The sequence below is a fragment of the Pseudomonas sp. TSO6 genome (assembly GCF_056098905.1).
Window position 1 is genome coordinate 25157 of the sequence record NZ_JBLZWV010000012.1, and the last position, 14182, is coordinate 39338.

The window sequence follows — 14182 nt, forward strand, 5'->3', positions numbered from 1 at the left end:
CTTTGCTCATTCGTGACTTCCGGTCAATTGTATTTTGCCTAGTCACCGCTGTATCCCGCCTCCGCGAGCCTCTAACCTGCCGGCATCAAATTTTGACTCGGCCCGGGAGGCCAGCATGAAAAAGATCCTTCTGCTCAATGGTGGTAAACAGTTCGCTCACTCCGAAGGCCGCCTCAACACGACCTTGCATGAAGCGGCCATCGCTCACCTGGACCGCGCGGGCTTCGATGTGCAGCAAACCTTTATCGACGGCGGCTACGACGTGCAGGCCGAGGTAGAGAAGTTTCTCTGGGCCGATGTGATCGTCTACCAGATGCCGGGCTGGTGGATGGGCGCACCCTGGACCGTGAAAAAGTACATCGACGAAGTCTTTACCGCTGGCCATGGCAGCCTTTACGCCAACGATGGCCGTACCCGTTCGGACCACACCCAGAAATACGGCAGCGGTGGCCTGTTGCACGGCAAGCAGTACATGCTGTCGCTGACCTGGAATGCGCCGCAGCAGGCGTTCGATGACCCGAGTGATTTCTTCGAAGGCAAGGGTGTGGATGCCGTGTACTTCCCGTTCCACAAGGCCAACCAGTTCCTTGGCATGACCGGACTGCCGACTTACCTGGCGGTGGATGTGATGAAGCGCCCGGATGTGCCGGCGGCATTGGCGGCCTACGAAGCACATCTGGACAAGGTGTTCGGCAAGGCGATCTAATCCAGGCAGGTACCCATCACAGGCGCGAATGTGAAAACCCGATCCGAAGAACTCCAGGTATTCGTCGCCGTCATCGACTGCGGCTCGATTTCTGCCGCTGCCGAGCAGATGGGGCAGACCCCGTCCGCCGTCAGCCGCACCTTGTCGCGCCTGGAGGGCAAGCTGGGTACCACTCTTGTCAACCGTACCACCCGGCGCATGGACCTCACCGAAGAGGGCCGCTACTTCCTTGAGCGCTCACGGCTGATCCTGGAGCAGATGGACGAGATGGAAGAGCGCCTGTCGATGAACCACCAGACGCCCACCGGGCGCCTTCGCATCAACGCCGCTGCGCCGTTCATGCTGCATGCCATCCTGCCGTGGATCGGTGAGTTCCGTCGCGAGTACCCGGGCATCGAGCTGGAACTGAACACCGATGACCTGATCATCGACTTGCTGGAGCAAAGCACCGATGTGGCGATCCGCATCGGCGAACTGGCCGATTCCAGCCTGCACGCGCGCAACCTGGGTTGCAGCCCGGTGCAGGTACTGGCCAGCCCGGCCTACCTGGCGCAGCACGGCACGCCGCAGCGGGTCGAGGACCTGGCCAACCACTGCCTGCTCGGCTTCAGCCAGCCCGAATCGCTCAACCATTGGCCGCTGCGCCATGCCCAGGGTGACCGCTTCAGCATCCGCCCGGCACTGATCGCCTCCAGCGGCGAGACCCTGCGACAGCTGGCACTGGCCGGCGAGGGCATCGTCAGCCTGTCGCACTTCATGACCCATGAGGACATCCGCGCCGGGCGCCTGCAAGTGGTGCTGGCCGCGGCCAACAATGGCTACCGCCAGCCGATCCACGCGGTGTACTACCGCAATACCCAGCTGGCGCTGCGTATCCAGTGCTTCCTCGATTTCATCCAGCGCAAGCTGGCGATGTACGCCTGCTGAGTTGCCTGAACGCGACAGATCCTGTCCACAGGCGGCGAAATTTCCTATGGTTGATTGCACAGTCGAAACGCTTCGGCCTTACTGACTGCTCAACAAAAACAACACCAAGGAAGTGTCATGCGTATCGTCCCGTTCCAGTACCTGGCTCTCGCAGCCGCGATCCTGAGCTGTTCCTCGGTTTATGCCGCCACGCTGGAGGGCGGCGCAGTGGCTGCGCCCGATCAATATGGTGCACAGGTAGCCGCTGATATTCTGAAAAAGGGTGGCAACGCGGTAGACGCCGCCGTGGCAACCGCCTTCACCCTGGCCGTGACCTACCCGGAGGCCGGTAACATCGGCGGTGGTGGGTTCATGACCCTGTTCGTCGACGGCAAGCCCTACTTCCTGGACTACCGCGAGGTCGCGCCGAAGGCTGCCACGCGCAACATGTACCTGGACGACAAGGGCGAGGTCATCGAAAACCTCAGCCTGGTCGGGGTACGCGCCGCGGGTGTGCCTGGCACGGTGATGGGCCTGTGGGAGGCGCACCAGAAGTTCGGCAAGCTGCCCTGGAGCGAGCTGCTGACCCCGGCCATCGGCTATGCGAAAAACGGCTTCAAAGTGGCGGAAAAGCAGTACCAGTACCGCAACGATGCCCAGGGCATGTTCAAGACTGCGACCAACTTCAATGACTACTTCGGCAACATGAAGGTCGGCGAGCTGTTCAAGCAGCCAGAAATGGCCCAGACCCTGGAACGCATCGCCGACAAGGGCGTGAGCGAGTTCTACCAGGGCAAGACTGCCGACCTGCTGGTGGCGCAGATGCAGGCTGACAAGGGCCTGATCACCAAGGATGACTTGAAGGATTACAAAGCCGTATGGCGTGAGCCGATGGCGGTGAGCTGGCGTGGTAACGTGGTCTACACCGCACCACCGCCAAGCTCTGGCGGCGTCGCCCTGGCCCAGTTGCTGGGCATCAAGGAAGACCGCGCGGTGGACTTCAAGGGGGTGGCGCACAACTCGGCGCAGTACATCCACCTGCTGGCCGAAATCGAGAAGCGCGTATTCGCCGACCGTGCCGACTACCTGGGCGACCCGGCATTTACCAAGGTGCCGGTGGACCAACTGGTGGCCAAGGACTACCTGGCCAAGCGCGCCGCGCAGGTCAACCCGAAAGCCATTTCCGACACCGACAAGGTCAAGCCGGGCCTTGAGCCGCACCAGACCACGCATTTCTCGATCGTCGACAAGCAGGGCAACGCGGTCAGCAACACCTACACCCTCAACCTCGATTACGGCAGTGGTGTGGTGGTGAAGGGCGCAGGCTTCCTGCTCAACGACGAAATGGACGACTTCAGCGCCAAGCCAGGCGCTGCCAATGCCTTTGGCGTAGTCGGTGGCGATGCCAACGCAATCGAGCCGGGCAAGCGCATGCTGTCCTCGATGAGCCCCAGCCTTATGACCCGTGATGGCAAGGTCGAGCTGGTCATCGGTACCCCGGGCGGTTCGCGGATCTTCACCTCGATCTTCCAGGTCATGAACAACCTGTACGACTACGGTATGCCGCTGGACAAGGCGGTGGCGGCGCAGCGCGTGCACCATCAGTTGTTACCCAAGGACACCATCTACTTTGACAGCTATGCACCTCTGACCGGGCCGGTGGCGGATGAGCTGAAGAAGATGGGCTATGTGTTGGAGGACCAGGGCTGGGAGATGGGCGATATCCAGGCAATCCGGGTGGATGGGGCGAAGCTTGAGACCGCTTCCGATCCGCGGGGGCGTGGGGTGGGGATGATCGTCAAGTAAGCGGACACCTGTACCGGCCCTATCGCCGGCAAGCCAGCTCCCACAGGGACGCCGATGCCCACGAGGCCTGTGCGGTCCCTGTGGGAGCCTGGCTTGCCGGCGATAGGGCCGCAAAGCGGCCCCGGGTTACCCAGGTCAGACGCGGAACTGGCTGACCAGCGTCTGCAACTGCCCACCCAACCGCGCCAGCTCAACGCTGGCCGACGCCGTCTCGTCACTGGCCGCCGCCGTCTGCTCGGACACATCACGCACATTCAGGATGCTGCGGCTGATCTCTTCCGCCACTGCACTCTGTTGCTCCGCCGCCGCAGCAATCTGCTGGTTCATCGACTGGATGCTCGACACCGTGCTGGTGATGTTCTCCAGCGAGGCCCCGGCCTTGCGTGCCAGCTCGACGCTGCTGTCGGTCAAGGTACGGCTGCCCTGCATGGCGTTCGCTACTTGCTGGGTACCATCCTGCAGGCTGGCAATCAGCGCTTCGATTTCTTCGGTGGACTTCTGCGTGCGCTGGGCCAGGCCACGCACTTCGTCGGCGACCACGGCAAAACCACGACCGGCCTCGCCGGCACGCGCCGCCTCGATCGCCGCATTGAGCGCCAGCAGGTTGGTCTGTTCGGCCACCGACTTGATCACGTCCATCACGCTACCGATCTTCTGGCTTTCCTGCTGCAGCAGGTTCATGGCTTCGGTGGAGCGGTGCATGTCCTCGGCCAGGCGCTCGATCTGGCCAATCGCCTCGCCTACCACGCGGTCGCCGGCGCGGGCTTCGTCGTCGGCACCGGTGGCGGCATGCGAGGCCTGCTCGGCATTGCGCGCCACTTCCTGAACGGTGGCGGCCATTTCGTGCATGGCGGTGGCCACCTGGTCGGTCTCGACCTTCTGGCTGTTGGCGCCAGCACTGGTCTGTTCGGTCACTGCCGACAGCTCTTCGGCGGCGCTGGCAATCTGGGTGACGCCATCGCGGATGCCGCTGATCAGCTCGCGCAGCGTGGTGCCCATGCGCGCGATGCCTTGCTGCAGCACGCCCAGTTCGTCGCGGCGGGTGATGCGCGCATGCTGGGTGAGGTCGCCGCTGGCGATCTTTTCTACCGCTGCCAGGGTTTCACGCAGTGGGCCGGTGATCTGGCGGGTGATCATTACCGCTGCCAGTACGCCGACCAGCAGTGCCAGCAGGGTAGCGATGGCCTGCAGGGTGCGGGCCTGGGTGCTTTCGATGTCGCGGCGTTCCAGCTGGATCTGGTACAGCGCATCGCTGCGCTTGACGATATCGGCGCCCTGCACGGTCATTTCGGCGCGTGAGGTGGTGATGTTGGCGACCGCGTCGCGGAACTGGCGCACGGCATCACGGTAGGCCAGTACCGAGCTTTCGAACTGTTGCAGGCGGGCGTCTTGGGTGGGCAGCCGGCGCTTGAGGTTGTCGATATCGGCTAGCGCTGCATCCAGCTGGCGCAGGGCGGCCTGCTCGTTGGCAGCACTGTTGTCGGCAATGTAGCCGCGTACGTCGATGCGCACCTGCAATAGTTGCTGGCGGGCCTTGCTGATCAGCTGGTACTGGGCCAGGCGTACGCTGTCGGCCTCTGGGCGCGCCATGACTTCCTGGCTGAGGGCGTCCATGGCCTGGTCGGCGCGGGTGGCCGAACCGTCCATGGCAACGCGCGCAGCGCGGGTGGCGTCGTAGCCCTGGCGCATCTTGTTCAGCGACACTTTATAGGCGCTGATGGTTGCGCCCAGCTCATTCAGCAGCTTGACGTTGTCCGGGCTTTTGAAGGTGCTGGCCAGGTAGGCCTGCTGCTTGCTGAAGGCATCCAACTTGGTCTGGGTGTTGGCGGCGGCAGCATCGTCGCCGTTGGCGATCATGTACTGCAGGCGCGCGATACGCAGGTCGGTCAGGTCTTTGTTGAGCTGGCCGATGTCACCCATCCAGTTGCTGCGGTCGATCAGGCTGCCCAGGCTGGTCCAGCCGGTCAGGGCCAGCAGGCCGGTGAGGATCAGCACCAGGCCGAAGCCCAGTCCAAGTTTGAGGTTGACGCTGATGTTAGCGAACCAGCTGTTCATGCACGCTCTCCAGAAGTAGTTTTCGCTCTCTTGATCTTCGATCGCAAGGCGTTGTTGTTCTGGCTGCCCGCTGATTCGTGCAGGGGTTATCGGCAATGATCAGGGAAGCTGAAACGCTTTTTCAGCAAAAGACAAAGATGGGTTTTTAATTGTGAACAGCAACGGTCTTGCACCATCACTCAGGCTGCCGCATCACCTTGTAGGAGCAGCCTTGTGCTGCGAAGAGGCCGGTAAGGCTAAAGATTGTCTTCGGCTGCAATGGCCTCTTCGCAGCACAAGGCTGCTCTCCTACAAAGACCGCACCTGCATGCGGCAGATGTTAAAGGCTGCGTGCGCTGAAGGTATCGCAGCTGTTCACCTCACCTTGGGCAAACCCGGCCTTGAACCAGCGCACCCGCTGTGCCGAGGTGCCATGGGTGAACGAGTCCGGCACCACGCGCCCGCGGCCTTGTTGCTGCAGGCGGTCATCGCCAATGGCGTTGGCGGCGTTCAGCGCTTCCTCGACGTCACCCGGTTCCAGCCAGTTCAGGCGCTTTTGCGCCTGGTAGGCCCACACGCCGGCCAGGCAGTCGGCCTGAAGTTCCTGGCGCACCAACAGGCCGTTGTCGCCCTCCATGCGCTGGCCGTTGCGGCGTGCGGCATCGACCTTGGCCGAAACACCCAGCAGGGTCTGTACGTGGTGGCCGATTTCGTGGGCGATCACGTAGGCCTGGGCGAAGTCGCCCGCCGCAGCGAAGCGGGTTTCCATTTCGCGGAAGAACGACATGTCCAGGTACACCCGTTGGTCAGCCGGGCAGTAGAACGGCCCCACCGCCGCCGAAGCAAAGCCACAGGCCGAATTGACCTGGCCACTGAACAGCACCAGCTTGGGGTCGCGGTATTGCTTGCCGGCTTCGGCAAACAGCGCTTTCCAGGTGTCCTCGGTATCGCCCAGCACCGAGGCAACGAACTCCGCCTGCTGGTCGTTGGCCGGTGGCGCCTTGGCGCCTGTGCCACTGGGTGCCGTTTGCTGTTGCTGCTGTTCCATCTGGCCGGTGAGCTGGCCAAGAATCTGCAACGGGTCCTGCCCGGTGAGCCAGCCGATGCCAACGATCAGCAGAATCGCGCCGAGCCCCAGCCCTTTGCCGCCGCCGAAACGCATGCCACCGCCGCCGCCACTGCCACCTTCGCCTCGGGCATCGACCACGTTGTCGCTGCGTCGGCCTTTTCGCCATTCCATGAATGCTCTCCGGAGCGTGAAACAAGAAGACAAAGACTAGTCCACGACGGCGGCAGGCGTCAGGCCAAAGTGTTAACCCATAACCATTTGGTTATGTATAAGGTGGTCGATTTCAATATTCATCGCGCGCGACCTGCCGGAAACTGTAAGTCCGCCTGCCACGCCCAGGCGTTCACATAATTCCAAGAGAGGAAACCGGCATGCCCGCACAGGACAACAGCCGCTTCGTGATCCGTGATCGCAACTGGCACCCCAAAGCCCTTACGCCTGACTACAAAACGTCCATTGCCCGCTCGCCGCGTCAGGCACTGGTCAGCATTCCACAGTCGATCAGCGAAACCACTGGTCCGAACTTCTCCCACCTGGGCTTTGGCGCCCACGACCATGACCTGTTGCTGAACTTCAACAACGGTGGCCTGCCAATCGGCGAGCGCATCATCGTTGCCGGCCGCGTGGTCGACCAGTACGGCAAGCCTGTGCCGAACACCCTGGTGGAGATGTGGCAAGCCAACGCCGGTGGCCGCTATCGGCACAAGAACGACCGTTACCTGGCACCGCTGGACCCGAATTTTGGTGGTGTCGGCCGTTGCCTGACCGACAGTGACGGCTATTACAGCTTCCGCACCATCAAACCGGGCCCGTACCCATGGCGCAACGGCCCGAACGACTGGCGCCCGGCGCACATCCACTTCGGCATCAGCGGCCCGTCGATTGCCACCAAGCTGATCACCCAGCTGTATTTCGAGGGTGACCCGCTGATCCCGATGTGCCCGATCGTCAAGTCGATCGCCAACCCTGAAGCTGTACAGCAGTTGATCGCCAAGCTCGACATGAGCAACGCCAACCCGATGGACTGCCTGGCCTACCGCTTTGACATCGTGCTGCGCGGCCAGCGCAAGACCCACTTCGAAAACTGCTGAGGAACCCGCCATGCCAATCGAACTGCTGCCGGAAACCCCTTCGCAGACCGCCGGCCCCTACGTGCACATCGGCCTGGCCCTGGAAGCGGCCGGCAACCCGACCCGCGACCAGGAAATCTGGAACCGCCTGGCCAAGCCAGACGCGCCAGGCGAGCACATCCTGCTGCTCGGCCAGGTGTATGACGGTAACGGCCACCTGGTGCGCGACTCGTTCCTGGAAGTGTGGCAGGCCGACGCCAATGGCGAGTACCAGGATGCCTACAACCTGGAAAACGCCTTCAACAGCTTTGGCCGCACCGCTACCACCTTCGATGCCGGTGAATGGACCCTGCACACGGTCAAGCCGGGTGTGGTGAACAACGCGGCTGGCGTACCGATGGCGCCGCACATCAACATCAGCCTGTTTGCCCGTGGTATCAACATCCACCTGCACACGCGCCTGTATTTCGATGACGAAGCCCAGGCCAACGCCAAGTGCCCGGTGCTCAACCTGATCGAGCAGCCACAGCGGCGTGAAACCTTGATTGCCAAGCGTTGCGAAGTGGACGGGAAGACGGCGTATCGCTTTGATATCCGTATCCAGGGGGAAGGCGAGACGGTGTTCTTCGACTTCTGATGGAAACCCGGGGCCGCACAGCGGCCCCGGGGCTATCAGCCGTTCACAGGCTTCAGGTCAAACGCATCGGCCTGGTACTGGAACAGCAGGCAATCGGCCGCCGCAGTGCATCCGCTTTCATGCACCAGGTCGGCCGGCAGCCTGTAGTAGGACCCGGCTGAAAACTCGGTGCGTTTGCCATCGATTACCGCGTAGAAAGTACCCTTCAGCACCACGGTCGGCAGTGCCTGGCTGTGCTGGTGCAGGCCGTTGTCGGTCCCTTTCCTGAATTTCACATAGGCCGAGTAAGGCCCCTTGCCGAAAATGTCCCCCTCAACGTTGGCGTAGCTGACTGCGCCGTTGGTGTTGGGTACGTCCTGCCACTTCAATGCTGCGCTATCGGGTACTGACACGGTTTTTTCTGCTGCGTTGATGCCAACGGCCAGGGTCGCGAGCGCCACGCCCGCAATGATTGCCTGCAATGCCTTCATGGTGGGGTTCCTTCGTTGAGTGACAGTGCAACGAAGCCTAACCAAACACTTTCTGCACAAATACGGCTCTCGGTGCGCATGACTTGTTCATTTTTTGCACAGATCAGGCCTGCCATCTCGGCTGCGCGTAGTAGGTTTGCGCATAGTCCAGCAACGCCCGCACTTTGGGCGCCAGGTAGCGGCTTTGCGGGTACACCGCATACAGGTTGCGAGGTGGCAGTTTCCAGTCCTTTAGTACCGGCACCAGGCGCCCGTCCAGCAAGGCGTCATGAACGATAAAACGATCAAAGCTGGCAATGCCCAGCCCGCCAATGGCAGCAGCGCGCAGGGCCATCGGCGAGTTGGCGCTGAGGCGCCGGGGCATCAGGATGTTGCGCTGTTCACCCTCTGGGTTGGTCAGATACAGACGCTGAGGGTGAGGCAGATTGCTGTAGCCGAGCAGCGGATGGTCAACCAGCGTGTCGAGGGAAGTGGGCGTGCCGTGGCGTTCCAGGTAGCGTGGTGCAGCTACCAGCAGCACCTCGCTGTGGGCCAGCAGGCGGGCTACCAGGCTGGAGTCGGGCAGATGATCGGTAATCCGAAGGCAGACATCGATTTGCTCTTCCAGCAGGTCGATGAAGCGATCGCTGCAATTGAGCTCGACCTGCAGCTGTGGGTGGCGCTCGACGAAGTCCGGTAGCCAGCGCCCCAGTTCAAGTTCGCCGAACGCAGTTGCCACGCCCAGGCGCAGGGTACCCGTGGGTTGCTGCTGATGCTCTGAAAGCTCCAGGGTCATCGCCTGCATCTGTTCGAGGATCTGCACGCAGTGGCGGTAGAAGAGTGTTCCGGCCTCGGTCAGGTGCAGGCGGCGGGTGGTGCGGGTAAGCAGTTGCGTGCCTAGCTGGCGTTCCAGCTGTTTCACCTGGCGCGACAGCACGGTGTGGGACAGGCCTGCCTGGCTGGCGGCGGCACTGAAGCTGCCGAGGTCGACGACCCGGCGGAAGGTCTGCATGGCGTTCAGCTGGTCCATCGGCATAACTCTCCTGAAGCGCCCGGTGGGCCGTACAGGCCCCACCGGGTGGCAGTTCAGCGCCGGACCAGCAACACGCCGCTTTCCATGTGATGGGTGTACGGGAACTGGTCGAACAGCGCGCAGCGTTCGATACGGTGGGTATCTTGCAGCTGGGCGATGTTCTGCGCCAGGGTTTCGGGGTTGCAGGAGATGTACAGAATCCGCTCGAAACGCCGGGTCAGCTCGCAGGTGTCAGGGTCCATCCCCGCGCGCGGCGGGTCGACAAACACCGTGCCGAAGTCGTAGCTTTTCAGGTCGATGCCTTCCAGGCGACGGAACGGCCGCACCTCATTCAGCGCCTGGGTCAGCTCTTCGGCCGACAAGCGTACCAGGCGCACGTTATCCACAGCGTTCTCGTCGAGGTTGCTGAGCGCGGCATTGACCGAGGTCTTGCTGATTTCGGTCGCCAGCACCTGGCGCACGCGGGTGGCCAGCGGCAGGGTGAAGTTGCCGTTGCCGCAGTACAGCTCCAGCAAATCGTCCTGGCGCTCGCCAATGGCCTCGAAGGCCCAGCTCAGCATCTTCTGGTTCACCGCGCCGTTGGGCTGGGTGAATGCGCCTTCCGGCTGGCGATAGCTGAACACACGGCCAGCCACGTCGAGTTTTTCCACCGCGTAGTCGCGGCCGATCACCAGGCGCTTGCCCTTGGAGCGGCCAATCACGCTCACGCCCAGCGCTTCAGCCAGTTGCCGCGCTTCTGCTTCCCAAGCCTCGTCCAGCGGGCGGTGGTAGCACATCGTGATCATCGCATCGCCGGCCAGGGTGGTGAGGAACTCCACCTGGAACAGGCGGTTGCCCAGTTCCTCGCTGGCCTGCCAGGCCGCCTTCAGGCGCGGCATCAGTGCGTTGATGCGCTGGCTGGCGATGGGGAAATCGTCAATCAGGATCGCCTTGTGCTTATCGCCCGGGGCAAACATGGCGTAGTGGCGCTGGCCATCCTCGCGCCACAGGCGGAACTCGGCGCGCAGGCGGTAGTGTTCGCGCGGCGAGTCGAAAACAGCCGGTTCCGGCGCGCCGAATGGCGCCAGCAGCTCGCGCAGCCGGGCCACCTTGGCGTCCAGCTGGGTGGCGTAGGAGGAGGGGTCGAAAGCAGCACTCATGCGTTGAACCAGCCCAGCTTGATGACGAACAGGATGGAAAGGATCACCAGGGCCGGGTTCAGGTCGCGGTGGCGGCCGGAGATCAGCTTGACGGCGGTCCAGGAAATGAAGCCGAAGGCGATGCCGTTGGCGATCGAGTAGGTCAGCGGCATGGCCAGGGCGGTCACCACCACCGGGGCGGCTTCGGTGACGTCGTCCCAGTTTATTTCTGCCAGGCCCGAGGCCATCAGCACGGCGACGAACAGCAGCGCCGGCGCGGTGGCGAACGCCGGCACGCTACCGGCCAGGGGGGCGAAGAACAGCGCCAGCAGGAACAGCACGGCAACCACGATGGCAGTCAGGCCGGTGCGGCCACCGGCGCTCACGCCCGCAGCGGACTCGATGTAGCTGGTGGTGGTCGAGGTGCCCAGCAGGGAACCGGCCATGGCGGCGGTGCTGTCGGCGATCAGGGCGCGGCCCATTTTCGGCATGTGACCGTCCTTGCCCATCAGGCCGGCGCGCTTGGCCACGGCGATCAGGGTGCCGGAGTTGTCGAACAGGTCGACGAACAGGAACGCGAAGATCACGCTGATCAGGCCTACATCGAGGGCACCGGCGATGTCCAGCTGCAGGAAGGTGGGTGCCAGCGAAGGTGGCATCGACACGATCCCGCCAAACGGGGTGACGCCCAATACGATCGACGCGACGGTGACGGCCAGGATGCCGATCAACACCGCGCCACGCACCTTCAGCGACTCCAGGCCGACGATCAGGAAGAAGCCCAGGGTGGCGAGAATCACCGACGGCTGCTTGAGGTCGCCCATGCCCACCAAGGTGGCCGGGTTATCGACGACGATGCCGGCGTTATGCAGGGCGATCAATGCCAGGAACAGACCGATACCGGCGGCAATAGCCGAACGCAGCGGCAGCGGGATGCTGTTCACGATCCATTCACGGATGCGGAAGATCGACAACAGGAAGAACATCACCGCCGACAGGAACACCGCGCCCAGCGCCACTTGCCAGGTGTGGCCCATGTGCAGCACCACGGTGTAGGTGAAGAACGCGTTCAGGCCCATGCCCGGCGCCAGGGCGATCGGGTAGTTGGCAATCAGGCCCATGGTCGCAGAGCCGATGGCCGCTGCCAGGCAGGTGGCGACGAAGATCGCGCCCTTGTCCATGCCGGTCTCGCCGAGGATGCTCGGGTTGACGAACAGGATGTAGGCCATGGCCAGGAAGGTGGTGACGCCCGCGAGAATCTCGGTGCGCACGTTGGTGTTGTGTGCTCTTAGTTGAAACAGCCTTTCCAGCATGCCCGCTCCCCAAGGCGCCCCCGGCGCCATGAATGTATCGACCCCATCAGCAAAGCACAGACCGTACCGGTTGCCGTGGTTTTGTGTGGGGAGGAAAAAAGCCGCGCATCATACCAGCATGCTCAGTGAGCGGTAATCAATGTCGCAGATATACTGCCGACTATGCGCCGTAATGCATGCGGCTTCGTGGGAGCACCGCTGTGCAGTTGATTGATTACCGTGACTTGAACCGCGCCCAGCGCGCTCAATTGCTCGACATCCAGCTGCAGCCAGAGCAGCAACGCTATGCTGGTGATGTGGCCAGTGCGTTATATCTGCTGCTCAATTGCCAAAGCGATCACCGACGTGCGTTGGTGATTGTGCTCGACAGCGTGCCGCGGGGGTTGTTGTTGCTTCAACGCGGGGCATTTCTGCCAACTTGGGCGAAGCCTGGTGCGGCGATGATAACGGCCTTGCAGGTCGACGAACGGTTACAGAGGCGTGGCTTGGGACGTGGCTGCATGGAGGCCTTGCCGGCAGCGACGCGCGCGATGTGGCCGGATGTCGAATGCCTGCAATTGTCGGTGGCCCGGGACAACCATTCGGCGCTGGGTTTATACCGCGCCACCGGCTGGAAGGACAGTGGCGATGGCTACCCAGCCGGTAACGGTCATGAATGGTGCATGACCTTGATGCTCTAAGCGGCCTCGACGCTCAGTCGATGGGCTTGCTGTGCAGTTGATCCCGCTTGGCCAGTGTCGGGAACATTTTTATCCACAGCCCCGTCACCACCAGTGTGCCCACCCCGCCCATCACCACCGCCGGCACTGTGCCAAACCAGTGCGCCGTCACCCCCGATTCGAACTCGCCGAGCTGGTTCGAGGCACCAATGAACAAGCCGTTGACCGCGCTCACGCGCCCGCGCATTTCGTCCGGGGTTTCCAGTTGCACGAACGAACTGCGAATGACCATGCTGATCATGTCCGCCGCGCCCAGCACCACCAGCACCGCCAGCGAGAACCAGAACGAGGTCGACAGGCCGAAGGCGATGGTGGCCACGCCGAACACGCCGACTGCGGTGAACATGGTTCGCCCGACGTTGCGCTCGAACGGGAAGCGTGCCAGCCAGAGCGACATGGCTAACGCCCCCACCGCTGGCGCCGAGCGCAGCAGGCCGAGGCCCAGTGGGCCGGTCAGCAGGATGTCCTTGGCGAACACCGGCAGCAGCGCGGTGGCCCCACCCAGCAGCACGGCGAACAGGTCCAGCGAAATGGCGCCGAGGATGTCGGGACGACTGCGAATGAAGCGGATGCCGGCCAGCAGCGATTCGATGCTGGCACGCCCGCGCTGCACCACCTGGCCGCGCGCCTGCAGGCTCAGGGTGAGCACGCAGGCGATGGCATACAGGGCCACGGTGGGGCCATACACCCAGAGGCTGCCAAAGGCATACAGGAAGCCGCCCACCGCCGGCGCCACGATGGTTGCCGACTGGGTAGCCGACGCCGAAGCCGCCACCGCCCGCGGGAACAGCCCGGGCGGCACCACGTTAGGTAACAGCGCCTGGGTCGCCGGCATTTCGAACGAACGCGTGGCGCCCAGCAGGAAGGCGAGGGCGAAGATCAGCTCGCGGGTGACGTTGTCGGTGGCGCTGCCCACCGCCAGCGCCAGGGCGATCAGCCCCTGCAGGCTCTGGCACAGGGCGGCAACCTTGCGCCGGTCATAGCGGTCGGCCACATGCCCGGTGTGCAGCATGAACAGCACTCGCGGGGCGAACTCGACCAGGCCGACCAGGCCCAGGTCCAGCACATTGCCGGTCAACTGGTAGAGGTGCCAGCCAATGGCCACGGTGAGCATCTGGAAGCCACTGGCGGTGAATACACGGGCCAGCCAGAAGGCCAGGAAGGGGCGGTGGTGACGCAACAACTGCGGTGCGGAATCGGACATCGGAAACCAGGGGCCTCGGCGCAGTAGAGGGGGGGCGCAGCGTATCACCTGTTTGTAACAAGCGGTTACTGTTTGCCCGGATCTGCACTTTTTCACGCGTTATGAAAGAGGGTGGGGC

General features: G+C 63.1%; 13 protein-coding genes and 1 pseudogene. 6 read left to right on the plus strand and 8 right to left on the minus strand.

Translation table 11 applies throughout. The features are described 5' to 3' along the window. The first annotated feature begins 115 nt into the window (after nt 1-115). The 3 genes from mdaB (at nt 116) to ggt (ending at nt 3418) form a co-directional block, all read left to right on the plus strand. Nucleotides 116-706, plus strand: coding sequence for an NADPH:quinone oxidoreductase MdaB (mdaB, locus tag ACN6NG_RS03115; RefSeq protein ID WP_474312916.1), 591 nt, complete (start codon nt 116-118; stop codon nt 704-706). A 30-nt stretch (nt 707-736) separates the two neighbouring features. Then, complete coding sequence (locus tag ACN6NG_RS03120; RefSeq protein ID WP_016497915.1) at nt 737-1633, plus strand: LysR family transcriptional regulator; 897 nt, start codon at nt 737-739, stop codon at nt 1631-1633. Between the two features lie 117 nt (nt 1634-1750). Continuing rightward, on the plus strand, nt 1751-3418 hold the full coding sequence (ggt, locus tag ACN6NG_RS03125) for a gamma-glutamyltransferase (RefSeq protein WP_063422451.1): 1668 nt from the start codon (nt 1751-1753) through the stop codon (nt 3416-3418). 135 nt (nt 3419-3553) lie between these two features. Here the strand turns inward: ggt and ACN6NG_RS03130 are convergent, their stop codons facing one another. The 3 genes and pseudogenes from ACN6NG_RS03130 to ypfJ form a co-directional block, all read right to left on the minus strand. Then, complete coding sequence (locus tag ACN6NG_RS03130) at nt 3554-4417, minus strand: methyl-accepting chemotaxis protein (RefSeq protein ID WP_374045948.1); 864 nt, start codon at nt 4415-4417, stop codon at nt 3554-3556. After that, nucleotides 4409-5473 (minus strand): annotated as a pseudogene (locus tag ACN6NG_RS03135) (methyl-accepting chemotaxis protein); the annotation flags it as partial. The pseudogene ACN6NG_RS03135 and the gene ACN6NG_RS03130, both read right to left, overlap by 9 nt. A gap of 319 nt (nt 5474-5792) precedes the next feature. After that, nucleotides 5793-6692 carry a KPN_02809 family neutral zinc metallopeptidase gene (ypfJ, locus tag ACN6NG_RS03140; protein WP_086975285.1) on the minus strand — a complete coding sequence of 300 codons (900 nt, stop codon included), beginning with the start codon at nt 6690-6692 and terminating at the stop codon, nt 5793-5795. A gap of 200 nt (nt 6693-6892) precedes the next feature. On the opposite strand from ypfJ, the gene pcaH reads away from it, so the two are divergent. Beyond that, nucleotides 6893-7612 carry a protocatechuate 3,4-dioxygenase subunit beta gene (gene pcaH / locus ACN6NG_RS03145; protein ID WP_016489110.1) on the plus strand — a complete coding sequence of 240 codons (720 nt, stop codon included), beginning with the start codon at nt 6893-6895 and terminating at the stop codon, nt 7610-7612. A gap of 10 nt (nt 7613-7622) precedes the next feature. Then, complete coding sequence (gene pcaG, locus ACN6NG_RS03150; protein ID WP_003251601.1) at nt 7623-8228, plus strand: protocatechuate 3,4-dioxygenase subunit alpha; 606 nt, start codon at nt 7623-7625, stop codon at nt 8226-8228. Nucleotides 8229-8263: 35 nt separating this feature from the next. Here the strand turns inward: pcaG and ACN6NG_RS03155 are convergent, their stop codons facing one another. The 4 genes from ACN6NG_RS03155 to ACN6NG_RS03170 form a co-directional block, all read right to left on the minus strand. Next, nucleotides 8264-8698, minus strand: a complete 435-nt coding sequence (locus tag ACN6NG_RS03155) for a cupin domain-containing protein (protein WP_410910871.1) — start codon at nt 8696-8698, stop codon at nt 8264-8266. Nucleotides 8699-8801: 103 nt separating this feature from the next. Then, entirely contained in the window at nt 8802-9707 is a 906-nt protein-coding gene (locus tag ACN6NG_RS03160) for a LysR family transcriptional regulator (protein ID WP_474312920.1), read from the minus strand. 56 nt (nt 9708-9763) lie between these two features. After that, nucleotides 9764-10849, minus strand: coding sequence for a tRNA (uridine(54)-C5)-methyltransferase TrmA (gene trmA / locus ACN6NG_RS03165; RefSeq protein ID WP_063422441.1), 1086 nt, complete (start codon nt 10847-10849; stop codon nt 9764-9766). After that, entirely contained in the window at nt 10846-12141 is a 1296-nt protein-coding gene (locus ACN6NG_RS03170) for an NCS2 family permease (protein WP_353455948.1), read from the minus strand. Before ACN6NG_RS03170 ends, trmA begins: the two co-directional genes overlap by 4 nt. A 200-nt stretch (nt 12142-12341) precedes the next feature. On the opposite strand from ACN6NG_RS03170, the gene ACN6NG_RS03175 reads away from it, so the two are divergent. Then, nucleotides 12342-12821, plus strand: coding sequence for a GNAT family N-acetyltransferase (locus ACN6NG_RS03175; RefSeq protein WP_474312922.1), 480 nt, complete (start codon nt 12342-12344; stop codon nt 12819-12821). Nucleotides 12822-12834: 13 nt separating this feature from the next. On the opposite strand, the gene ACN6NG_RS03180 is transcribed toward ACN6NG_RS03175, so the two are convergent. Then, nucleotides 12835-14064: an MFS transporter gene (locus ACN6NG_RS03180; protein WP_474312923.1), complete on the minus strand. Its 1230-nt coding sequence runs from the start codon at nt 14062-14064 to the stop codon at nt 12835-12837. Nucleotides 14065-14182 lie beyond the last annotated feature (118 nt).